At 62.7% G+C, this 21705-nt stretch carries 19 protein-coding genes and 1 pseudogene; 12 read left to right on the plus strand and 8 right to left on the minus strand.

Annotation, left to right across the window (positions count from 1 at the left end; all coding sequences use genetic code 11):
- Window positions 1-58 precede the first annotated feature (58 nt).
- The 4 genes from ACNA1V_RS11590 to gcvH all read left to right on the plus strand — a co-directional run bounded on the left by ACNA1V_RS11590 (window position 59) and on the right by gcvH (window position 3294).
- Window positions 59-1276 carry a BaiN/RdsA family NAD(P)/FAD-dependent oxidoreductase gene (locus tag ACNA1V_RS11590; RefSeq protein WP_415833791.1) on the plus strand — a complete coding sequence of 406 codons (1218 nt, stop codon included), beginning with the start codon at window positions 59-61 and terminating at the stop codon, window positions 1274-1276.
- A gap of 183 nt (window positions 1277-1459) precedes the next feature.
- Window positions 1460-1924, plus strand: a complete 465-nt coding sequence (locus ACNA1V_RS11595; protein ID WP_415833765.1) for a hypothetical protein — start codon at window positions 1460-1462, stop codon at window positions 1922-1924.
- A 200-nt stretch (window positions 1925-2124) separates the two neighbouring features.
- Window positions 2125-2739, plus strand: coding sequence for a superoxide dismutase (locus tag ACNA1V_RS11600; RefSeq protein WP_415833766.1), 615 nt, complete (start codon window positions 2125-2127; stop codon window positions 2737-2739).
- A 174-nt stretch (window positions 2740-2913) separates the two neighbouring features.
- Complete coding sequence (gene gcvH / locus ACNA1V_RS11605; protein WP_415833767.1) at window positions 2914-3294, plus strand: glycine cleavage system protein GcvH; 381 nt, start codon at window positions 2914-2916, stop codon at window positions 3292-3294.
- Window positions 3295-3448: 154 nt separating this feature from the next.
- Here gcvH and ACNA1V_RS11610 read toward each other — a convergent pair whose 3' ends face one another.
- The 4 genes from ACNA1V_RS11610 to ACNA1V_RS11625 form a co-directional block, all read right to left on the minus strand.
- On the minus strand, window positions 3449-4975 hold the full coding sequence (locus ACNA1V_RS11610) for a YdgA family protein (protein ID WP_415833768.1): 1527 nt from the start codon (window positions 4973-4975) through the stop codon (window positions 3449-3451).
- A 45-nt stretch (window positions 4976-5020) separates the two neighbouring features.
- Window positions 5021-5524 (minus strand): dihydrofolate reductase, encoded by a 504-nt coding sequence (locus ACNA1V_RS11615; protein WP_415833792.1) that lies wholly within the window; start codon window positions 5522-5524, stop codon window positions 5021-5023.
- 101 nt (window positions 5525-5625) lie between these two features.
- Complete coding sequence (locus ACNA1V_RS11620; protein WP_415833769.1) at window positions 5626-6420, minus strand: thymidylate synthase; 795 nt, start codon at window positions 6418-6420, stop codon at window positions 5626-5628.
- 4 nt (window positions 6421-6424) lie between these two features.
- Entirely contained in the window at window positions 6425-6862 is a 438-nt protein-coding gene (locus ACNA1V_RS11625; protein WP_415833770.1) for an OsmC family protein, read from the minus strand.
- Between the two features lie 886 nt (window positions 6863-7748).
- Here ACNA1V_RS11625 and ACNA1V_RS11630 point away from each other — a divergent pair.
- The 8 genes and pseudogenes from ACNA1V_RS11630 to ACNA1V_RS11665 all read left to right on the plus strand — a co-directional run bounded on the left by ACNA1V_RS11630 (window position 7749) and on the right by ACNA1V_RS11665 (window position 17342).
- Window positions 7749-8855 (plus strand): MraY family glycosyltransferase, encoded by a 1107-nt coding sequence (locus tag ACNA1V_RS11630; RefSeq protein ID WP_415833771.1) that lies wholly within the window; start codon window positions 7749-7751, stop codon window positions 8853-8855.
- A gap of 45 nt (window positions 8856-8900) precedes the next feature.
- Complete coding sequence (tviB, locus tag ACNA1V_RS11635) at window positions 8901-10181, plus strand: Vi polysaccharide biosynthesis UDP-N-acetylglucosamine C-6 dehydrogenase TviB (RefSeq protein WP_415833772.1); 1281 nt, start codon at window positions 8901-8903, stop codon at window positions 10179-10181.
- A 10-nt stretch (window positions 10182-10191) separates the two neighbouring features.
- Window positions 10192-11214, plus strand: a complete 1023-nt coding sequence (locus tag ACNA1V_RS11640) for an SDR family oxidoreductase (protein WP_415833773.1) — start codon at window positions 10192-10194, stop codon at window positions 11212-11214.
- Window positions 11215-11242: 28 nt separating this feature from the next.
- Window positions 11243-12616, plus strand: coding sequence for a murein biosynthesis integral membrane protein MurJ (gene murJ / locus ACNA1V_RS11645; RefSeq protein WP_415833774.1), 1374 nt, complete (start codon window positions 11243-11245; stop codon window positions 12614-12616).
- Window positions 12613-13791 carry a glycosyltransferase family 4 protein gene (locus ACNA1V_RS11650; protein WP_415833775.1) on the plus strand — a complete coding sequence of 393 codons (1179 nt, stop codon included), beginning with the start codon at window positions 12613-12615 and terminating at the stop codon, window positions 13789-13791. Before murJ ends, ACNA1V_RS11650 begins: the two co-directional genes overlap by 4 nt.
- On the plus strand, window positions 13788-14912 hold the full coding sequence (locus ACNA1V_RS11655) for a glycosyltransferase family 4 protein (RefSeq protein WP_415833776.1): 1125 nt from the start codon (window positions 13788-13790) through the stop codon (window positions 14910-14912). The genes ACNA1V_RS11650 and ACNA1V_RS11655 overlap by 4 nt, the downstream gene beginning before the upstream one ends.
- A 63-nt stretch (window positions 14913-14975) precedes the next feature.
- A pseudogene (locus ACNA1V_RS11660) lies at window positions 14976-16025 on the plus strand (glycosyltransferase); the annotation flags it as partial.
- A gap of 192 nt (window positions 16026-16217) precedes the next feature.
- Window positions 16218-17342, plus strand: a complete 1125-nt coding sequence (locus tag ACNA1V_RS11665; RefSeq protein WP_415833793.1) for a glycosyltransferase family 4 protein — start codon at window positions 16218-16220, stop codon at window positions 17340-17342.
- 62 nt (window positions 17343-17404) lie between these two features.
- On the opposite strand, the gene aqpZ is transcribed toward ACNA1V_RS11665, so the two are convergent.
- The 4 genes from aqpZ to ybeY form a co-directional block, all read right to left on the minus strand.
- Window positions 17405-18100, minus strand: a complete 696-nt coding sequence (gene aqpZ / locus ACNA1V_RS11670; protein ID WP_415833777.1) for an aquaporin Z — start codon at window positions 18098-18100, stop codon at window positions 17405-17407.
- Window positions 18101-18302: 202 nt separating this feature from the next.
- Entirely contained in the window at window positions 18303-19895 is a 1593-nt protein-coding gene (lnt, locus tag ACNA1V_RS11675; protein ID WP_415833778.1) for an apolipoprotein N-acyltransferase, read from the minus strand.
- A 218-nt stretch (window positions 19896-20113) separates the two neighbouring features.
- A complete protein-coding gene (locus tag ACNA1V_RS11680) occupies window positions 20114-21004 on the minus strand; it encodes an HlyC/CorC family transporter (protein WP_415833779.1) in 891 nt (296 codons plus the stop codon).
- A 172-nt stretch (window positions 21005-21176) separates the two neighbouring features.
- Complete coding sequence (ybeY, locus tag ACNA1V_RS11685; RefSeq protein ID WP_415833780.1) at window positions 21177-21701, minus strand: rRNA maturation RNase YbeY; 525 nt, start codon at window positions 21699-21701, stop codon at window positions 21177-21179.
- Window positions 21702-21705 lie beyond the last annotated feature (4 nt).

Genomic DNA, 21705 nt, shown 5'->3' on the forward strand with positions numbered 1-21705 from the left:
GCCTGGCATAAACCCGGCGCCGGCCCCGGTTGCGGCACCTTCCTCGACTACTGCAGCCATGGGCGGCAGGCAGCCGCAGTTCGATGTCGCCGTGCTGGGGGCCGGTGCGGCCGGCATGATGTGCGCTGCGGTGGCGGCCCAGCGTGGCCGCCGCGTGGTCCTGATCGACCACGCGGCGCGGCTGGCGGAAAAAATCCGTATTTCGGGTGGCGGGCGCTGCAATTTCACCAACCTGGGGGCAGGGCCGGCGAACTATCTGTCCGCCAATCCTGCCTTCTGCCGTTCCGCGCTGGCGGGCTATACCCCTCAGGATTTTCTGAGCCTGCTGCGCGGCCACAAGATCCGCTGGCATGAGAAGCACAAGGGCCAGCTGTTCTGCGACGAGAGTAGCGAAGACATCATTGGCATGCTGCGCGCCGAATGCGATCAGGGAGGCGTGCGCTGGCGCATGGAAACCCGTATCGACGCGGTACGTAGCGATGGCGAGGGCTATGCGCTGGAGACCAGTGCCGGCCTGATCACGGCGCGGCGCGTCGTGGTGGCGACGGGCGGGATGGCTATTCCTCAGCTGGGGGCAAGTGATTTCGGCCTCAAGCTGGCCCGCCAGTGGGGCATGAAGATCATTGAGCCGCGTCCCGCACTCGTGCCGCTGGTGTTTGATGCGGCAGACTGGAAGCCTTATGCCGGCCTGGCTGGGGTGGCGGTCGAGGTAGGCATTGCCGCCGGCGCGGCCAAGCGTGGCGGCGGCGCCTTCCTGGAGGATTTGCTGTTTACGCATCGCGGCTTGTCAGGGCCGGCGGTGCTGCAGATCTCCAGTTTCTGGGAGCCTGGCGAGCCCATCAGCGTCGATCTGGCGCCTGCCCTGGATATGGAAGCCGAATTGCTGCGCGCCAAGCCTGGCAGCCGGCAGCAGCTGGGGACGGTGCTGTCGCAACTCTGGCCCAGGCGCTTGGCCGAACATTGGCTTTCTGCGCAGGCAGGCTTGCCCGACGCTTTTGCTGCGCGTCTTGCGGATGTCCCTGACCGGCAGTTGCGGCAGTTGGCGCAGGCGATTCAGGCATGGCGTCTGGTGCCTTCGGGGACGGCTGGCTACAAGAAAGCCGAAGTTATGCGTGGCGGCGTCGATACCCGGGAATTGAACCAGAAGACCATGGAAGCACGGCGCGTGCCGGGGCTGCATTTCATCGGCGAAGTTGTGGATGTCACCGGCTGGCTGGGCGGCTATAACTTCCAGTGGGCCTGGGCGTCGGCGGTGGCCTGCGGGAAAGCGGTGTAGCGCCGCCGGCGCCGGGCTTGGCCCGGCCCGAAAAAAGCCGCCAGGGCGCAGGCAAATACAGGCCGGTGGCGGTTCTCGATTGCGGCAGTAACGAAGCGATACGGATCACCGGGAGGTGAGGCATGGGCATATATTGTTTTTATTAATGCGAAGCATTATTATTAGCATATATGTGCCTTGAATATGATCCGCTACGCAGGGGTGACCATGCACCAATCGTCCATTCTGGCTGAAACGTCGTTCTCCGAACGTTGCCCGCTTGACCCCTGGCGCCGTTTGACGGAACGCGGCGATCGTGCGCTGGCGCGTGGCGATGGCCATTCCGCCATGACGCAATACCGCGCGGCGCTCAGTCTGGCGGATGCATGTTTCCCCCATATTGCAGATGCCGAGGCCGGGGCGTCGGCGTTGTTTGCATCCCACCGCAATCTGGCGCGGCTGTATGAGCGCCTGGGGCACCGGGATATGCAGATAGAGCATGTCTGCGTGGCCTACGAAATTCTGGCGCAGGCCGCTCACGATGGCGCGCTGGCGCCGGGCTGGCGTGAGGCGTCGGTGCGTTGGGGCCAGCAGGCAAGAGGGGTGTTGGCGGAGTTGCGAGGGCGCTTTCCGGAGCATGAGCGCCTGCTGGCCTTGACCCTGCACTGATTAGGGCCGTCTAGGCCATTTTCCTGTTGATCGCGTATGCTTGAGGGTGTGCGGCTGCTCGTCCGTTTGCGTGGATGAGTGGACGTTATGCCCCGGATTCTGCCATTATTGCGATGGCAAGAAGAGCAACGTTGCTGTAGTCCTGGAAGGGTGCGCTGCGCCTGTTCCAGACGGCTGCGGCAGTACAACAGGAGAATTCAATGGCTTATACCCTTCCCCCCCTTCCGTATGCTTACGATGCACTGGAACCGCACATCGACGCGGAGACGATGCAGATTCACCATACCAAGCATCACCAGACCTACATCAACAACGTGAATGCCGCGCTGGAAGGCGCCGGTATCGCCGAGCAGCCCGTGGAAGACCTGCTGCGCAATTTCGCCAGCCTGCCGCAAGCAGTGCAGGGCGCGGTGCGCAACAACGGTGGCGGCCACGCGAACCACTCGCTGTTCTGGACGGTCATGTCCCCCAACGGCGGCGGCGAGCCGACCGGCAAGCTGGCGGAAGCCATCAAGAATGACCTGGGCGGTTTCGAAGCCTTCAAGGAAGCCTTCATCAAGGCCGCACTGACGCGCTTTGGCAGCGGCTGGGCCTGGCTGACGGTGGACAAGGCCGGCAAGCTGGCAGTGGAAAGCAGCGCCAACCAGGACAGCCCCCTGATCGACGGTCGTACCCCGATTCTGGGCCTGGACGTCTGGGAGCACGCCTACTACCTGAAGTATCAGAACCGCCGTCCCGAGTACATCGGCGCCTTCTTCAATGTCGTGAACTGGGCAGAAGTCAGCCGTCGCTACGAAGAAGCGCTGGCTGCCTGATAGCCAACTGACAGGCTGGCGCCGCCATCTGGTGCTGGCCGTTGCCGGGGAACGTGATTCCCTGACCGCCATGCCCGGCATCTTGCCGGGCATGGCTTTTTCTTGCCGGCGTGACAGGCCTATCCTGTATGATCGCGGCTTGATTTCATGATTTCCGTCCAGAGGTACCCAAGCATGCATATACCTGACGATAGGCGTTACGCCGCCACCCACGAATGGATTCTGCGCGACGGCGACAGCTGTATCGTGGGCATCTCCGATCCTGCACAGGATCAGCTGGGGGATGTCGTGTACGTGGGGGATGTGCCGGTCGGCCAGGCGCTGCAAGCCGGGCAGGTCGCCGGTGTGGTCGAGTCGGTGAAGGCGGCCTCGGACATCCATGCGCCGGTGGCGGGGCGCGTTGTGGCGTTCAATGAAGCGTTGGCGGATGATCCTTCCGGCCTGAACGGCGATCCTTATACAACCTGGATCTTCCGCATCGTGCCGGACGCGATCGAAGATATCGAGCACCTGCTGGATGCGGCGGGCTATGCGGCGGTGGCAAACGGCAGCTGAGCCTCCTGGGTGGTCTCGTGCGGTTCGCCGTGCGCCTGTGCATGGCCAGCGTTGCCCGCCCTGCCAGCCGCTGGCACCGATATGAAAAAGCGCCTCATCCTGACGGATGAGGCGCTTTTTTCATTGGGCCGCCGTTGCCGGCGGCATGGGAGATTTATTGCTGGGAAGGAGCGACTTGTTCTTCTTCGAAGCGGAACTCTTCCAGTTCAGGCGCGCTGCCTTGGGAGAAGTCGGGCGTGTCGATGCCGCTTGCCAGCATGCCGATCAGCAAGGGGATCATGAACGGCGGGACTTCGTCGCCATTGATGACCAGGCTGCCCTTCTCGAAAGTGAGGTAGCCGGTGTACTTGCCATTGTCAGCCAGCGACAGGGCGCCTTCTTCGACCAGGCCTTCCAGCGCGGCGGGCAGCGTGGCGTCAACGGTGGCCTTGGCATCCTCGGCGCTGGCGCCGTCAAGCATCAGGGCGCTTTGATAGGTATTGGCCACCATATCCTTGTCCAGCGACAGCGTGGCATGGATACGTTGCACGATTTCCGGGCCGGGGCGGGCAGGGTTGGTTGGTGCGGCCGTGTCCACCGTCAGGTCGAATGCCGATTGACCTGCCGTATTGCTGGCATTGAGCGAGATCAGCAGTTGCGGTGCCTGTTTGAGCAGCCCGATCAGGTTGTCCTGCACGCCAGGCATATTCAGGATTTCGGTCGGGTCGGTGATGCTATGCAGCTTGCCGCTGTTCATCAGCTCTTCATAAGCCTTGCTGAGTCCCTGCAAGGCGGCGCCATCCAGGCGGTTGATGCGGGCATCCAGGACGACATCGCCGAATGGCTGCTGGCCAACGGTAATGCCATTGACCGTATAAACGGCGTTGAGGTTGTAGGCGCTCTTGCCTTCCAGTGCGACGCCGGACTGGACAGCGATGCGCTTGATCAGGATGTTGTGCTCGGGGTTGTCGCCGATGTTGTTGATGGCGATGCCATCAACCGACAGGGAGCTGTCGCCCACACCGATATCGAAAGCGCTGCGCTGGGTCTTGGCGGTAAAGTCCATTTTGCCGAAAGACATCAGGAAGGGGTTCGCCACCTGCAGGGCCTGGACCTTGAGGCCGTCGCTGCCACCCTTGGCATCCCATTCCTGGCCATCGGTCGAGGCCGTGCCGACCAGGTTCATGCCGGCGAAATCAATCGTGACGTCGTCGGCCGCATGCTTGAGCGGCGAGATGGTCCAGTCAAAGGCGATGGTGTCGCCAAAGCCCACGCGGGTGTAGCCGATGAACGGTTCTTTGTCGCCGAAGTAAGTCTTGAGCTTTGCGGCGTTGGGGTCGTTGGCGTCCACGGTCGAATGGCTGAATGCCAGCGCCGGGGCGAACATGCCATGGCTCATGGCGGCCCAGGGCAGGGGGCCGTGGCTGATGGCGTCATGCAGCGTCAAGGTCGTTTCTTCGCCACGGATGCCTAGGCGATAGCGCGCTTCGCTGGAGAAGACGCCGCGTTCGTAGCTGATCTTTTCGATGTAAGGCGGCTTGTCGATGCCATTGAGGGCAAACTCCGATGCCAGGCGGGTATTCAGGCGCGTGATCTGGGTATCCACCATCTTTTCGATCTTGGTGCCGATATACCAGGAGCTGCCGACATAGGCGACGGCCAGAACGCCGACAACGGCGATGGCAATGGGGGTTTTCTTCATGGTCGAAGGGGTTCCTGTTTGCGAAGATTGAGTTCTGGGCGGCTATCAGGCGGCAGCCGGCGGCGCCGTGCGCTCATAGACGACAAAGTCGTATTCATAGCCATTTTCAGTTTGCCGTTCACTGCGAGATGTTTCTTTCCACTCGTTCGCTGGCAGCAGAGGGAAGTAGGCATCGCCCTCGATGCTGGCGTGAACTTCCGTGGCGACGATGCGCCGGGCAAGAGGCAGGGCTAGCTGGTAGATTTGCGCGCCGCCGATGATATAGGGCGATGCCTCGGCAGCGCAAGCCGCCAGTGCGGCTTCCAGTGACGGATGGACACTGGCGCCGGCCGCTTCGTAACAAGAGTTACGGCTTATCACAATATTCAGCCTGCCCGGCAAGGGGCGCCCCAAAGATTCCCAGGTGTTGCGCCCCATGATGACGGGATGGCCCAGGGTGCTGCGCTTGAAGTGGGCCAGGTCGCCCGGCAGCCGCCAGGGCAAGGTGTTGTCCCGTCCGATCACGCGGTTGGCGGCATAGGCGACGATCAGTGTCGGGGCGGCAGGCAGGACAGACATCAGGCGTCTCGTGGTGCGTTGAATAGGCGTGGCGTTTCAGGTTGCCATGCCAGGCCCGCGTCCGGGGCCGGCATGGCCGGGCGTGGGCGTGTTCAGACTGCCACGGCGCCCTTGATATGCGGGTGGCTTTGGTAATCGACCAGGCGAAAGTCTTCCAACTCGTAGTCGAACAGGCTGGCAGGCTGGCGCAGGATTTCCAGGCGCGGGTAGGGGTAGGGCTCGCGTGACAGCTGCAGCGCAACCTGCTCTGCGTGATTGCTGTAGATATGGCAATCGCCGCCGGTCCAGATGAAATCTCCAGGCTGCAGGCCGGTCTGCTGGGCCACCATATGGGTGAGCAGGGCGTAGCTGGCGATGTTGAATGGAACACCCAGGAAAATATCGGCGCTGCGCTGGTACAGCTGGCAGGACAGGCGGCCATCGGCCACATAGAACTGGAAGAGCGCATGGCACGGCGGTAGCGCCATGTTCGGGATTTCTGCCACGTTCCAGGCCGAGACAATCATGCGGCGGGAGTCAGGGGTCGAGCGGATCTGTTCGAGCACCTGGCTGATCTGATCGACATGGCCGCCGCTGGGCGTGGGCCATGAGCGCCATTGCACGCCATAGATCGGGCCGAGATTGCCATCGGCGTCCGCCCATTCATTCCAGATGCTGACGCCGCGCTCCTGCAGCCAGCGCACATTGCTGTCGCCGCGCAGGAACCAGAGCAGCTCGAGAATGATGCTCTTGGTGTGGAGCTTTTTCGTGGTGATCAACGGAAAGCCCTGCGACAGGTCGAAGCGCATCTGGTAGCCGAAGACGGACCGCGTGCCGGTTCCGGTGCGGTCGGTCTTGATCGTGCCATTTTCGTGGACGTGGCGCAGGAAGTCTTCGTACTGGCGCATGGCTTTAATTATCCTGGGGGTGGGTTTCGATGATGTCCAGCGACCAGCTCAGTTCGGCGGTCTTGCCGAGCATGGCGGAGGCCGAGCAATATTTGTCGTGAGACAGCGTGACAGCGCGTTCGACGGCAGCGCGCGGCAGGTTGCGGCCGGTCACGGTGAAATGAAAGTTGATGCGCGTGAAGACTTTCGGATCCGTTTCGGCGCGCTCGGCCTGGAGCGTGACCCGGCAGCCGCTGATGGCATGGCGGCCACGCTTGAGGATCAGAACGACGTCATAGGATGCGCAACCGCCGGCGCCTGCCAGCAGCAACTCCATGGGACGCGGCGCCAGATTGTTGCCGCCGCCTTCGAGCGCGCCATCCATGGTGGTGACATGGCCGCTCCCGGTGCGTGCCACAAATAGCATACCGTCGGGGCCGCCCCAGTCGATGGTGCATTCCATGATGATGAAACCTTGTCAGCGAGTGTGGTGTGATGGCGACATCATAACCTTGGGGCGAAGTCCGGTATAGACGCTGGCTTTGATGCGTTGCGCAAGCAGGGAAAACCCGGCGTCATCGCAGGGGGCGTTTGTCCCGCAAATGGCTGCCGGCCAGGGTTCGGGAAAGCCCAGGGATATTTCTCGAGGGTTATCCCTCTTGCCATTTCGTCGGTGCGAGACGATGTTTTTCCCAGGAAAAATGCTGCGATGCAGCGTATTTTGGAAATAAGCTTTTGCAATCAAACGTTAGCGGGCAACATGGAGTTCTTGCGTTGCACCAAAAACTGTTTTAATATTCAACTCATGGATGCCACAGATGAAGCGGCGCGGTGAAAACCCCGGTTCATTCAGGGCAGGTACTACAGGGAAAGTCCCTAGTTTCTGCATCACCTGAAAGGCATGCCACGGTTGTCTCCTCCACCCTCCTCCTTTGGTGGATTTGGCCCGAGATTGAAAAATCTCGGGCCTTTTTTTTGCCCGTTGCCGGCAAGGGCCGGCGTTCCTGCCAATCCGTCCCGGCGCAGGCGCCATGCGCCTGTTGCCAGTCGTTTTGCCCAGGCAATCTGACCGGCTTTGGTGCATCGTGTCGGCTTTTGTCAAGAATCGGCAAGCGAGATGTCTTTTTTGCTCATATAGGTGATGTATGGCTTGGGCAGGCGCAGTAGAATGAGCCGCCATCGCCAGTCCTCATGCGTAGTCATGGGGCAGGCCGCACAAGGCTTGATGACTTGCGCGCGCATGGGCTTCTGTGTCTATTTGTTCGTGTTGTTGCGCAAATGCAACTTCACGGGAACCAGGGCGTAGTGTTGCTTTCCAATATTGCTCTGAGTATTTATCGGGGGACTGTGTGACCTGGCTATCCATCTGTGTCGTGGCATTCGTGGTCGGAGGGCTGATCGTGGCTTCCGAGCGCTGGCATGGCGCATTTACCGGTGATGCGGATCTGAACAAGCCGCAGGCCTCCCATAGCCGCGCCACGCCCCGCGTGGGGGGGCTGGCTGTCCTGGCGGGTTCGCTGGCGGGTCTGCTGGTGCTGGGGCCGGGCAATATGACCCTGGGCTGGCTGTGGCCGGCCCTGTTCGTTTCGGCGCTACCGGTATTCGTGGCCGGCTTGCTCGAAGACATCACCAAGGATATCGGAGCCAGCAAGCGTCTGCTGGCGGCGTTCCTGTCGGCAGCGATCGCCTGGTGGTTGCTGGGCGGTGTTAGCCGTGTCGGGATCGGCTGGGCCGATGCCATTCTGGCCTATTGGCCGATTTCCCTGATTTTCACCATGTTTGCCGTGGGCGGTTGCACGCACGCGCTGAATATCGTGGATGGCATGAATGGCCTGGCGGGCATGGTGGCCACCTTGATCGCCGTGTCGCTCGCCCTGGTCGCCCTGCAGGTGGGCGATATGCCTATCTCAATGATCGCTGCGGCGCTGGCGTCGGCAACCCTGGGTTTCCTGGTCTGGAATTTCCCTTTCGGGCGAGTGTTTCTAGGGGATGGCGGCGCTTATTTCCTGGGTTTCATGTTGGCCGAACTGGCGGTCCTGCTGGTCGTGCGCAATCCTTCGGTGTCGCCGTTCTATGCCTTGGCGGTCTTGTTCTACCCGATCTTTGAAACCATTTTTTCGATCTGGCGGCGTCGTTTCAAACGCGGTGTGCCGGTCGATCAGCCCGATGCGCTGCATTTGCACCAGCTGGTTTTCCGCCGCCTGGTGCGTTCCACGTTCAGCCGCCATCGCCGCCAGGAAGTGCCGGCATTTTGCAATGCCATGACGTCGCCTTATCTATGGGTGTTGACGCTGGTCGTGCTGGCGCCGGCAACGCTCTGGTGGGATAACGCCTGGGCGCTGTGCGGCGGCATGCTGGCCTTTGCCGGCGCTTATATCTGGCTGTATTCGCGCCTGGTGTCCTGGCGCCGTCCGCGCTGGCTGTTGTTGCCGTCGGCCAACCGCCCGCGGCGTTGAATCTATTCACTTGTTGAAACGCTTGTCGCAAAGGCGGCAGGGAGGATGATCTTGAAACTGAATGAAGTGAAGTTGGCCGTTGTCGGCCTTGGTTATGTCGGTTTGCCGCTGGCAGTGGAGTTCGGCAAGAAGCGCCCGGTCATTGGTTTCGATATCAATGCCGCGCGTATTGCTGAATTGAAGCAGGGCAAGGATCACACCCTGGAAGTCAGCGAAGCCGAATTGGCCGAAGCGTCGCAGCTGCGTTTTTCTGCGGACAAGTCCGAGCTGGCGCAGGCCAATGTTTATATCGTGACGGTGCCGACGCCCATCGACGACTACAAGCGCCCCGACCTGACGCCCTTGATCAAGGCGAGCGAAACGATAGGCGGCGTGCTCAAGCGCGGCGATATCGTGATCTACGAATCGACGGTGTATCCGGGCGCGACGGAAGAAGACTGCGTGCCGGTGCTCGAGCGCGTGTCGGGCCTGAAGTTCGGCACGGACTTCCATGCGGGCTACAGCCCCGAGCGCATCAACCCGGGCGACAAGCAGCACCGGGTGAGCACCATCAAGAAAGTGACTTCCGGTTCCAACCCGGAAGTGGCCGAGCTGGTGGATCAGCTGTATGGCTCCATCATCGTGGCGGGCACGCACAAGGCACCGAGCATCCGCGTGGCGGAAGCGGCCAAGGTGATTGAAAACACGCAGCGCGATGTGAACATTGCGCTGATCAACGAGCTGGCGCTGATCTTCAACCGCATGGGCATTGATACCGAAGCGGTGCTGCAGGCGGCGGGCACGAAGTGGAACTTCCTGCCGTTCCGTCCGGGCCTGGTGGGCGGCCACTGCATCGGCGTGGACCCTTACTACCTGACGCACAAGGCGCAGGCCATCGGCTATCACCCGGAAATCATCCTGGCCGGCCGTCGCCTGAACGATGACATGGGCCGCTATGTGGTGTCGCAGCTCGTCAAGGCCATGATGAAGCAGCGTATCCAGGTGCAGGGCGCCCGGGTGCTGATCATGGGCCTGACCTTCAAGGAAAACTGCCCGGATCTGCGCAACACGCGTGTGGTCGATATCGTCAAGGAACTCAAGGACTACAACGTCGAAGTGGATGTGTACGATCCATGGGTGGACCCGGCCGAAGCGCAGCACGAATACGGCATCACGCCGGTGGAGCAGCCGGCTGCTGGCGCATACGACGGCATCATCCTGGCCGTGTCGCACCATCAGTTCGTGGAAATGGGCGCCGCTGCCATCCGCAAGCTGGGCAAGCCCGTTCACGTTTTGTATGACTTGAAGTACGTGTTGTCAGCGGACGACGCCGATCTTCGTTTGTAAAGAGGAATTCATGACCCGTTTCGAATCCGTACAGGCAGCGCTGCAGCAGACGCCCCGTACCTGGCTTGTGACCGGCGCCGCTGGTTTCATTGGCTCCAATCTGCTGGAAAAGTTGCTGAAGCTCGACCAGACGGTAGTCGGCCTGGACAACTTTGCCACCGGCTACCAACGCAACCTGGATGAAGTCCAGTCGCGCGTGACGCCGGCGCAGTGGGCCCGCTTCCAGTTCATCGAGGGCGATATCCGTGACATCGAAACCTGCCATCGTGCAGCGGCGGGTGTCCAGCATATCCTGCACCAGGCTGCCCTGGGTTCGGTACCGCGTTCGCTGGCCGATCCGGCGACCACCAATGCGGTGAACATCTCGGGTTTCCTGAATATGCTGATCGCAGCCAAGGAAGCCGGCGTAGAGAGCTTTGTCTATGCGGCTTCCAGCTCCACCTACGGCGATCATCCGGGTTTGCCCAAGGTCGAAGACCTGATTGGCCGCCCGCTGTCCCCGTACGCGGTGACCAAGTACGTCAATGAGCTGTACGCGGATGTCTTTGGTCGTGCCTATGGCGTGAAGAGTGTCGGTCTGCGTTACTTCAACGTCTTCGGGCCGCGCCAGGATCCGGAGGGCGCCTACGCCGCCGTGATTCCGAAGTGGGTGGCGTCGATGATCCGCAATGAAGACCTGTTCATCAACGGGGATGGCGAGACCAGCCGCGACTTCTGTTTTGTCGATAATGCCGTGCAAGCCAATATCCTGGCTGCGGTGGCCGAGGAAGAAAGCCTCAATCAGGTCTATAACGTGGCCGTGAATGCCCGTACCTCGCTCAACGAACTGGTCGAGATACTGCGCGGCGCCTTGAGCAGCAATGGCGTTGAGTACAGCAAGGCGCCGGTGCACCGCGACTTCCGCGCGGGCGATGTGCGTCACTCGCAGGCTGATATCGGCAAGGCGCAGCGCTTGCTGGGCTACGAGCCGACGGCTACCATCCGCGAAGGCGTGGAGCTGGCCATGCCCTGGTATATCGGCTTTCTGCGCTGAGCCGGCGCCTTAGCAGGAAACCTTTATTTTGTCTCGGTTCCGCCCTCGCTTGCACCCGGATCACCTCCGGGTGCTGAAAGGCGCTTCCCGTGTGGCGTTTTTTCTGCTGCTGGGCAAGGCGATGGGTGCGTTCAAGGAAATGGCCGTCGCCTATCGCTATGGCGTGAGCGCGGCCGTGGATGCTTACCAATTCACCATGACCATGGCGACATGGTTGCCGGTGACGCTGGTGGGCGTCCTGTCTGTGGTGCTGATTCCTGTTCTGGTACAAGGCCGCCGTGGCAGCCTGGATGAGCGCCGCTTGTTCATCCGCGAGATGACTGGCTGGGGCATGTTGCTGGCCTTGTTGCTGGCCGGCCTGACCTGGATATTATGGCCCTGGGTGCTGGCGTTTGCCGGGCAGGGGTTGTCGGCATCCACCCGTGAGTTTTCGCAAACCCTGGTGCTGGGTTTTGCACCGATTGCCGCGTTGACGGTCTGGTCCGGCTTGAGCGCTGCCCGACTGCGCGCCTACGAACGGCATGTGAATACCTTGCTGGACGGCGTGCCGGCACTGTTGCTGCTGGTCTGCGTCCTGTTGCTCGCGCCGGCCGTGGATGACGTGCGGCCGTTGCTCTGGGGCTCCCTGTTCGGTTTCATCCTGCAGGCGGTCTGGCTGGCTTGGTTGGCCAGGCGCGCCGATGGCGTGCTGGCGCTGCCGTCGTTGCGGCACTCATCGCCGCGCTGGCATGGCATTATGGAAGCGGCTGGCGTGATGCTGATCGGGCAGGTGGCCATGAGTTTCGTCGGGCCTATCGACCAATACACGGCCGCGAATCTCGGACAGAACGCCAATGCGACCTTGGGTTATGCCGCACGTTTGCTGGCCTTGATCCTGGGCATAGGCGCGGTGTCCGTCGGCCGGGCGGCCTTGCCGGTGCTGGCGGATATCCAGAATCGGGGCGAGGCGGCACAGGCTCGCACCATGGCCTTGAAATGGTCGCTTGCCATGATTGCCGCGGGTCTGCTGGCTGTGCTGGTAGGATGGGTGCTGGCGCCCTGGGGGGTGCGTTTTCTGTTCGAACGCGGCGCCTTTACCGCGCAGGATACGGTGATCGTGACGGAAGTATTCCGCTGGGGCTTGCTGCAGCTGCCGTTCTATTTCGGTGTGCTGGTACTGGTGCAGTTGCTGGCCAGCCAGCGGCGCTACCGCATCATGGCCGCGATTGCCGTCGCCAATTTCGCGGTCAAGGCAGTGATGAACCTTGTGCTGGCGCCTGTCATGGGAGTGTCCGGTATCATGCTGGCGACAGTCATGATGTATGCCAGTTCCTTTACCTGTTATGCCATAGTCGCTTGGCGCAGCTCGCCTGTTTCTCGGGAACCGGCGGTGCAGGCCAAGCCGCCACGGAGTCGTCAATGAACCGTAATGCGAACGATATGCTGACGGCGCAGAGCGCGGGGCAGCCCCGTCGCTTGTTGATTTTCATCCATTCCCTGCGTGGCGGTGGCGCGGAACGCGTGGCCGCCGAGCTGGCGGCGCAATGGGCGCGCCGCGGCTGGCAGGTGACAGTAGTGACCCAGACCGATACGGTGGATGACGCCTACCCCTTGCAGCTGGGCGTGCGCCGCGAGGTGCTGGGTACAGCCGGCACGAGCGGCGGCGGCTGGAACGGCTTGCTGGCCAATGTCCGTCGCTTGCGCCGCTTGCGCCGCTTGTTGCAGGAGCGCAAGCCCGACATCGTGCTGGGCATGATGCGGACTTCGTCCATCCTGGCAATCCTGGCAGCGCGTGGCCTGCCTTGTCGGGTGCTGGCGACGGAACATACGCATCCTCCGGCGCAGCCCATCGGGCGGCTCTGGCGCTGGCTGCGGCGTCGCAGCTATCCTCGCGCCAGCCGGGTGGTGGCATTGACGCGCAGCACGGCCAGCTGGCTGGAAAGCAATATTCCCGGCACGCGCACGGCGGTCATTCCGAATCCGGTGCAATGGCCATTGACGGACATGTCTCCCTGGGTAGAGCCGCCAGCGGCAGGACGCAAGGTTTTGCTTGCCGTCGGGCGGCTGCATTATCTGAAGGGTTTCGATCTGCTGATCGACGCTTTTGCCCAGGTGGCCGGCAAGTATCCGGACTGGGATCTCTGGATCGCTGGCGAGGGTGCAGAGCGCACGGCGCTGGACCTGGCGCTTGAGCGGCATGGCTTGCGAGGGCGGGTGCATTTACCTGGCCGGGTAGGCAATATTGGTGACTGGTATCAGCGTGCGGATCTGTATGTGCTCAGTTCGCGGGTGGAAGGTTTGTCCAACACCTTGCTGGAAGCCATGGCCAGCGCTTGCCCGGTGCTGGCCTGCGACTGCGATACCGGACCGCGTGAAATCATCCGCAATGATGTGGATGGGGTGCTGGTGCAACCGGCAGCGGATAGCGCGGCTCTGGCGCGCGCGCTGGATGAATTGATGCCGGACGAGGCACGCCGGGCCCGCCTGGCGCAAGAGGGATTGGCGGTGCGCGAGCGCTTTTCCGTGGAAAACGTGCTGGGCCGCTGGGAAAATCTGTTTGAGGAAGTCAGCGCAGAACCGCTGTCATCGTCACGATGAAAATCCTTTTCCTGTTGAGTTCCATGCATGGCGGGGGCGCCGAGCGCGTTGCCGCAACGCTGGCCAATGCCTGGACCGCCAGGGGCGATGACGTGGTGCTGATGCCGACGTATTCCGGGCGTGGCGAATGCGTGTATGAAGTATCGGGCAGTGTGCGGATGGTTTGGCTGGCCGATCTGCGCGGTGCCGGCCGTGGCCCGTTGCGAGGCTTGCGGCGTTTGTGCGCATTGCGGCGCTTCATCCGGCGCGAGCGGCCCGATGTCATCGTTTCCTTCCTGACCAACGTGAATGTGGCGGCGGTGCTGGCCAATCTGGGCAGCCGGATTCCTTTGATTGTCTGCGAGCGTACCCATCCCGCTGCCGGGCACAACGTCAGCCAGATGTTGGCGCGGGCGCGGCGCTGGACGTATCCGCGCGCTAGCGCGGTCACGGTGCAGACGGAAGCTGCCGCCGACTGGGTGCGGCAAAGCCTGCCCGGTGTCCGGCGGCTGGCAGTCATGCCCAATCCGTTGCCGGATGCGCTGCTGCGGCGGCCGCTGCCTTTGCATTTGGAGAACCGGGTGCAGGAAGCGCCCACCCTGATGGCGATGGGACGGCTGACGCGTGCCAAGCGGTTTGATCTGTTGATTGACGTGTTTGCCCGCCTGGCGCCCCGATATCCTGAATGGCGGTTGCGCATATGGGGTGAGGGGCCCTTGAGGCAGGCCCTGCAGGAACAGATAGAACGTCTGGCATTGACGCAGCGCGTGGAACTGGCAGGCCGCACGGCGCAGCCTTGGGATGCGCTCGCGGGCGGTGAGGCGTTTGTATTGAGTTCCGAGGTGGAGGGTTTTCCCAATGCCTTGCTGGAAGCCATGGCTTTGGGCTTGCCCTGTGTGTCCTTCGATTGTCCGTCGGGACCGGCGGAAATGAGCCGCCAGGGTGAAGATGCCTTGCTGGTTCCTGCCGGTGATGCGCCAGCCTTGGAGGCTGCCCTGGCGCGCCTGATGGCGGATGCCTCGTTGCGGGACGAGCTGGGGCTGCGCGGCGCGCACCATGTGCGTGAGCGCTACAGCCTGGAGGCTGTACTGGCGCGCTGGGATGCGCTGTTCGCGGACTTGGGCGTTCTGGCACCGGCCTGAACCCAAATGGCCGGAGCCTGATCTCTGCCTGCAGCAGTAGCGGACGACGAGGAGTGAAAGTCTATGAGTGAACAAAGCGAAGGCACGGCGCAGGCAGGAGCAACACCGGCAGGGCAGTTGCGGGTCGTGCATGTGATCGGCGGATTGGGCCAGGGCGGCGCGGAAGCGGTGCTGCTGCGGCTGGTGCAGGCCAGCCTGGCGCATTGTCGGCATACGGTGATTTCCCTGTCTGACGAGGGGGTCTATGGCGCGCCGCTGCGCCAGGCTGGCGCGGAGGTCATCACCCTGGGTGCGACGCGCGGCAGCGGGATGTGGCAGGCCTTTCGGCAATTGCGCAATCTGCTGCGCAGCATGCAGCCGGATGCTGTACAAACCTGGATGTATCACGGCAATGTGATTGGTGGCCTGGCTGCGCGCAGCGTCGGCCTGAATAATGTGGTCTGGGGCATACGCAATGCCGGGGTCAGCCTGGAAAAAAGCAGCCGGCTGGCACGCCTGACCTTCCGTCTGGGCGCCTGGTGCTCAGCCTGGCTGCCAAGGCTGATCATTTGCTGCGCGCAGGATGCGCGCATGCGCCATGAGCAGGCTGGCTATGTTGGCGAGAAACTGGTCACGATTCCCAACGGGTATGACCTTTCCCGGTTTACGCACGACGAGGCTGGCCGCACGCGCTTGCGCAAGGCGTGGCAGGTGGGGCCGGAGACCTGGTTGTTCGGCTGTGTGGCGCGCTGGGATCCGCTCAAGGATCACGCCAATCTGCTGGAGGCTTTTGCCCGTTTGCGGCAGAGGTATCCGGATGCGCCATTGCGTTGCGTTCTGGTGGGCAGGGACATGGATGCCGGCAATCAGGCGCTGGTGGATATGTTGCAGCGCCTGGGCATTGAGGATGATGTGATTTTGGCGGGGCCGAGCCAGGAAATTCCCGCCGTGATGAGCGCGCTGGATACGCATGTGCTGTCCAGCCTGGCGGAAGGCTTTCCCAATGTGGTCGCGGAGGCCATGGCCTGCGGGACGCCGGTGGTTGCGACGGATGTCGGTGATGCGGCGATGATTGTCGGCCCGGATGGCTGGCTGGTGCCTGCCCGAGATCCGGCGGCATTGGCAGAAGGCATGGCGCAGGCCTGGCAGGCGCGCGGCGCCGGGGCCGATAGCGGTCGCGCCAGCGTGAAGGCGCGTTTCGGCCTGGAGCGGATGGCCCGGCGTTATCAGGATGTCTGGGGTGGTTTGCGTGAGCGGCAGGGCTTGTCTGCCTTGCGGCGTCTGGCGAGTGACGGGCCGGTCCCGCCACAGCGGCCGCGCCGCTTGATGTACGTCGTGAATAACCCGGCATTTTTTCTTTCGCATCGTCTGCCATTGGCGCAGGCGGCCTTGGCGCGCGGGGATGAGGTGCATCTGGCGACCATGCCCGGACCGAGTGTGCCGGAAGTCTTGACGCACGGGCTGGTGCATCACAGCCTGCCCATGACGCGCAGCGGCGGCAACCCTTTGCAGGAACTGCGCACACTGTGGTCGCTGTGGCGCCTGTTTCACCGCGTGCGGCCGGATGTGGTGCATCTGGTCACGATCAAGCCGGTGCTCTATGGTGGCATGGCGGCGCGTTTGTCCGGCGTGCCTGGTATGGTCGCGGCCATCTCTGGCCTGGGTTTTCTGTTCACGGGTCAGAATGGCTGGAAACGGCGGGTGGCGTTGCAGCTTTATCGCTGCGCATTGGGGCACCGCAACAGCCGCGTCATTTTCCAGAACGCGGAAGATCGCGATGCCTTGCTGCAAGCCGGGGCCGTACGTGCGGCCCAGGTGGTCATGATCCGAGGATCAGGCGTGGATCTGCAGCGCTACCCGGCTCTGCCTGAGCCGGCCGGCCCGGTACGCGTCGTCATGGCGGCACGTTTGCTGCGTGACAAAGGGGTAGAAGAGTATGTCGCCGCCGCACGCCTGTCGGCAGCGGCCGGCGCAGAGGTGCAGTGGCTGCTGGCTGGGCGGCCGGATCCGGGCAATCCGGCTTCGGTGACGGATGGCGATGTGCAGGCCTGGCAGCAAGAAGGGGTCGTGGAAGTGCTGGGCGAACGGCGCGATATTGCCGCCTTGTATGCGTCGGCGCATATCGTGGCCTTGCCCTCATACCGGGAAGGTTTGCCGAAGTCGCTGGTCGAGGCAGCTGCCTGCGGCCGTGCCGTGGTGACCACGGATGTTGCGGGTTGCCGGGATGCCATCACGCCGGGTGTAACGGGCGTGCTGGTGCCGGTGAAAGACGCCGCTGCGCTGGCGCAGGCTGTCATGGCCTTGGCCGACGATCCCGCACAGCGCCAGGAAATGGGGCGCCAGGGGCGCCTGCTGGCGGAAGCGGAATTCGATATCGGCAAGATCGTCCAGATGCACCTGGCGATCTATGATGCCGTGTCTCCCCAGCGGCTGGCGACGCCAGCCGCCTGAGGTGCACGAGATGCGATCCGGCAAGCGGCAGGGTTCGCTGCTTGCCGTTTGGCGCCAGCCGCTTACTGCGTTTTGGTGAACAGGATGCGGTAAATCAGGCCGCCAACGATGCCGCCAACCAGCGGAACCAGCCAGAACACCCAAAGCTGTTCGACGGCCCAGGTGCCCTGGAACAGGGCGACGCCGGTACTGCGCGCCGGGTTTACGGACGTATTGCTGACGGGCACGCTGATCAGGTGGATCAGCGTCAGCGCCAGGCCGATGGCCAGCGGAGCGAAGCCGGCTGATGCCGCTTTGTCGGTGACGCCCATGATGATCAGCAGGAAGAAGGCCGTGAGGATCAATTCGGCAATCACCACCGCTTGCAACGAGTAGTGGCCGGGAGAGTGTTCGCCGTAGCCGTTCGACGCAAAACCGCTGGCCGTGGCATCGAAGCCCACCTTGCCGCTGGCAATCAGGTACAGCGCTGCACCGGCCAGCAAGCCGCCGATGACTTGCGCGATGATGTAGGGGATGACTTCACCGCATTTGAAGCGGCCGCCGGCCCACAGGCCCAAGGTAACGGCGGGGTTGAAGTGGCCGCCGGATATATGGCCGACTGCATAGGCCATGGTCAGCACCGTCAGGCCGAAGGCCAGCGCGACACCGGCGAAGCCGATGCCCAGCTCGGGAAAGGCCGCAGCCAGAATGGCGCTGCCGCAGCCGCCGAAAACCAGCCAGAATGTACCGAAGAGCTCGGCACCCAGACGCTTGAACATATTTAACTCCTGCGAGGAAGAATTTCGAAGAACTTCGACGCAGATAATATGAATTGGCGTTCTCGCCTGGGGCGGCCGGCTGTTAACGACTGAAAAGAAAAAAGCAACAAATGTCAGGAATTTTTCCTAATTTCTTTTATCTCACATCTAATAGGTGAAATCCGTACGGCTGGTGCGGCTTGTACAAGGACATTACGCAGAGTCAGGGCTGCCTGGTGTCCGTCTGGCGGCGCCAGCGTGCCACGCCCAATCCGGCCAGCAACAGGACAATGATGACCAGTATCGGCGTGTTGCCGGTGCGGACATAGGGCGTCAGGCCGCTGCGGCCCTGTACGTTGGCATACAGCGTACCGACAGAGGCAGTGGGCAGGCTGTGCTGTACCCGGCCGTGTTCATCGACGATCGCTGTCGCACCCGTATTGGTGGCGCGCAGCATGGGCCGGGCTGTTTCCTGGGAGCGCATGCGTGACATCTGCAAATGCTGGCGCAGTGCCCAGCTGCTGCCGAACCAGCCGAGATTGCTGAAGTTGGCCAGCAGAGTCGCGCCGCCCCGCACAGCGGGCAGGAGTTCCTCACCGAAAACGTCTTCGTAGCAGATGTTGGCAGCGACCGACTGGCCATGGGCGGGGAAGGGGGGCTGAGACATGGCGCCCCGGTTGAAGTCGCCCAGCGGCATTTCCATCATATCCACAAACCAGCGGAACCCGGACGGGATGAATTCCCCGAATGGCACCAGGTGCTGCTTGTCGTAGTGCTCATCCGGCGTACCGGCATAGAGCGCATTCAGGTCGGTGTCGCCGTGCAGCGAAACAATGCTATTGGTATAGCGGTCGGGCGGGCCGGAGTAGAGCGGCACGCCCATCAGCACGACGGCATTGTGGCTGGCGGCCAGATCACGCCATTGTTCCCAGAAAGCCATGGGCAATTGATGCTGGAACAGCGGGATCATGGTTTCCGGCAGCAGGACCAGATCCGCCCCTGATTCGCTTTCCAGTGCGGCAGCGCTCATTTGCAAATGGGTCTGCAGCGCATTGACGATGTGGATGGGATCGAATTTGATGTCCTGCCCGATATTGCCTTGTACCAGCGCGACCCGCAGCGGTTCGCCTTCGGCTTCGCTCCAGCTGGTGCGGGCCATCAGTACACCTGCCACGGCAGCGAGCAGCGCCAGCCCCAGCGCCGGCATGCGTCGCGCGGTGGCCTGAAGGCCGGTGGGCAGCCAGACCAGCAGCGCGGCGCTGGAAAACGCCGCCCAGAATGCAACGGTATAGGCACCCCCCAGAATGGCCCAGCCGGCATAGGGGCCATCCACCTGGGCATAGGCGGCATTGAGCCAGGGGAAGCCGGTGAACAGCGTGCCACGCAGCCATTCCGCACCTGTCCAGGCAGCACTCCAGGCCAGGATTGCCGGCAGTCCCAGTCCGGCAGGCGCGAGCCAGCGCGCGACCAGGGCAGCCAGTCCGAAGTAGAGCGCCATGACCGCTGCCAGCGCGACGACGGCCAAGACTGCCAGTACGGCAGGGATGCCGCCATAGGTATGCAGGCTGATGAAGATCCAGTAGGTGCCCAGCGCGAAAAAGAAAATGCCGAACAGCCAGGCATCACGGGCGGCGCGCCATGGGGTCGGCGCCAGCAGCGTATGCCGGGCCAGCAGGCCCAGGCCCAGCCATTGCGCGGCTGGCAGTAGCCAGGCAGGCAGCGGGCCGGGGGCAAAGGCCAGGGCGTAGAGCAGGGCGCCGGCCAGGAGCCAGGGCAGGCGGTTCAGAGGGGCGTCCGGGTGCCGGGAGCGGTTCATCGTGGTCAGCAAGGGAGAAACAAGGGCGGCATGGGCTCGGGCGCGGTGCCGTCAGCCGGGTTGATACGGGTGCCGGTCGCGGCCGGGGCGCATGGCCGGAGGGAAAGCTTGGGCAGAAGTGTAGCCTGTCAGCGCAGGGGTGACGCATAGGCAAACGGCTGCCGGACATCTGTCCGGCAGCCGTTGCGGGTGCGGGCGGGATGGCGCTGGGGGTTGCCTCAGCGCGCCTCCTTGTTTTCGGGCTCGGCCTGCGGCGCAACCTGGCGCGAGACACGCAGCCACAGCGCACGGCGGGCATCGGCTCGCAGGACTTCAAAGAGCAGATCGCCATGCTGATGGCGGTCGCCACGGTGCGGGATGCGATCCAGCTCATCAGCCAGCCAGCCGCCGACCGTGTCATAGTCGTCGGTAGGCAGATCGGCGTGCAGGGCTTCGTTGAAATCCTCGATTTCAGTGGTGGCCTCGACGCGCCATGAGCTGGCGCTTTCCGGAAAGATGGTCGGGGTATCGGCATCGAATTCATCTTCGATATTGCCCACGATTTCTTCCAGTACATCTTCCATCGTGACCAGCCCCGAGATGCCGCCATGCTCGTCGATGATCAGGGCAAGGTGGCTGCGCTTGTTGCGGAAGTCGCGCAACAGGACGGTCAGGGGCTTGGATTCGGGGATGAAGATGGCAGGGCGCAACAGGCTGCGCACATCGAGTTCAGGATTGAGCGTCAAGCGCAGCAGATCCTTGGCCATCAAAATGCCGATGATGTTTTCCTTGTCGTCTTCATAGACCGGAAAACGGGAGTGCGTGGTTTCCTGGACGGCGGACAGCATGGCGGGAACCGGCGTGGCGATATCCAGCATGTCGATGCGCGAGCGCGGCACCATGACGTCACCGGCGGTCAGCTCGGAAACCTCCAGCACGCCGTTGAGCATGGAGAGGGTATCCGGGTCGAGCAGCTGGTGTTCCTGGGCGGCGGCGATCAGCGCCTTGACGTCGTCCAGGCTGTCCAGCTCGATATGCTGGCGCGAAAACAGCCTGTGGAACAGGGATTTGGCGGAGGTCGATTTGCGTTCCGAAGTGTCGGAACTGGTTGCAGGATAAGGGTCTGACATCGTCCTGAGGACTGATTATGGGAAAACCAGCATAACCCAATAAAAGCGGGGATATGTGGCGATTTATGGGCAAATACGAGAAAACCCCGAAATATTTACCAGAAATTAAAGCTTATTGCCAGTCAGCCCAGGGCTGGCGGGCCACGCCCTGTCCAGGGCGTGCCGCCTTTCATCAACGCGGGGCATAGGGGTCGGGCAGGCCCATACGGGCGAGAATCCGGGTTTCCAGCGCCTCCATGCGCTCGGCCTCATCTTCCTCGATGTGGTCGTAGCCCAGGGCATGCAGCGCGCCATGCACGGTCAGGTGCGCGGCATGCGCCAGGAACGGCTTGTTTTGTTCGACCGCTTCGCGTTCCAGCACTTCCAGGCAGATCACGATGTCGCCGTGCGCAGTCCCTTCGGGGTCGGTGCCGTATTCGAAGGTCAGCACATTGGTGGCATAGTCACGCTGGCGGAATTCGAGATTCAGGGCATGGCCTTCTTCGGCATCCACAAAACGCAGGGTCAGGCTGGCCGCCTGGAAGCCGGGCGCATCGGCCAGGCCGGCCTCAGCGGCGGCCGCGGCTTCTGCCAGCGCCAGCTGCAGCCAGCGCCGCAGGCGCCAGCGCGGCAGGCGGGCTTCCTGAACCGCGTACTGCACTGCCAGCGATAGCGCCGGCGCTGCTGCGCTGGGGGCGGAATCAGGGGAGCGCTTCATCGGT

The sequence above is a fragment of the Kerstersia similis genome (genome assembly GCF_965139615.1).
Classification (GTDB): domain Bacteria; phylum Pseudomonadota; class Gammaproteobacteria; order Burkholderiales; family Burkholderiaceae_B; genus Kerstersia; species Kerstersia similis.

Coding starts and splice junctions, on each gene's coding strand:
- ACNA1V_RS11655 (WP_415833776.1), top strand. CDS start 13,788: ATGAAAATCCTTTTCCTGTTGAGTTCCATGCATGGCGGGGGCGCCGAG.
- ACNA1V_RS11595 (WP_415833765.1), top strand. CDS start 1,460: ATGATCCGCTACGCAGGGGTGACCATGCACCAATCGTCCATTCTGGCT.
- ACNA1V_RS11665 (WP_415833793.1), top strand. CDS start 16,218: ATGTACGTCGTGAATAACCCGGCATTTTTTCTTTCGCATCGTCTGCCA.
- tviB (WP_415833772.1), top strand. CDS start 8,901: ATGATCTTGAAACTGAATGAAGTGAAGTTGGCCGTTGTCGGCCTTGGT.
- ACNA1V_RS11620 (WP_415833769.1), bottom strand. CDS start 6,420: ATGCGCCAGTACGAAGACTTCCTGCGCCACGTCCACGAAAATGGCACG.
- ACNA1V_RS11600 (WP_415833766.1), top strand. CDS start 2,125: ATGGCTTATACCCTTCCCCCCCTTCCGTATGCTTACGATGCACTGGAA.
- ACNA1V_RS11610 (WP_415833768.1), bottom strand. CDS start 4,975: ATGAAGAAAACCCCCATTGCCATCGCCGTTGTCGGCGTTCTGGCCGTC.
- ACNA1V_RS11680 (WP_415833779.1), bottom strand. CDS start 21,004: ATGTCAGACCCTTATCCTGCAACCAGTTCCGACACTTCGGAACGCAAA.
- lnt (WP_415833778.1), bottom strand. CDS start 19,895: ATGAACCGCTCCCGGCACCCGGACGCCCCTCTGAACCGCCTGCCCTGG.
- ACNA1V_RS11590 (WP_415833791.1), top strand. CDS start 59: ATGGGCGGCAGGCAGCCGCAGTTCGATGTCGCCGTGCTGGGGGCCGGT.
- ACNA1V_RS11650 (WP_415833775.1), top strand. CDS start 12,613: ATGAACCGTAATGCGAACGATATGCTGACGGCGCAGAGCGCGGGGCAG.
- ACNA1V_RS11625 (WP_415833770.1), bottom strand. CDS start 6,862: ATGGAATGCACCATCGACTGGGGCGGCCCCGACGGTATGCTATTTGTG.
- ybeY (WP_415833780.1), bottom strand. CDS start 21,701: ATGAAGCGCTCCCCTGATTCCGCCCCCAGCGCAGCAGCGCCGGCGCTA.
- ACNA1V_RS11640 (WP_415833773.1), top strand. CDS start 10,192: ATGACCCGTTTCGAATCCGTACAGGCAGCGCTGCAGCAGACGCCCCGT.
- aqpZ (WP_415833777.1), bottom strand. CDS start 18,100: ATGTTCAAGCGTCTGGGTGCCGAGCTCTTCGGTACATTCTGGCTGGTT.
- gcvH (WP_415833767.1), top strand. CDS start 2,914: ATGCATATACCTGACGATAGGCGTTACGCCGCCACCCACGAATGGATT.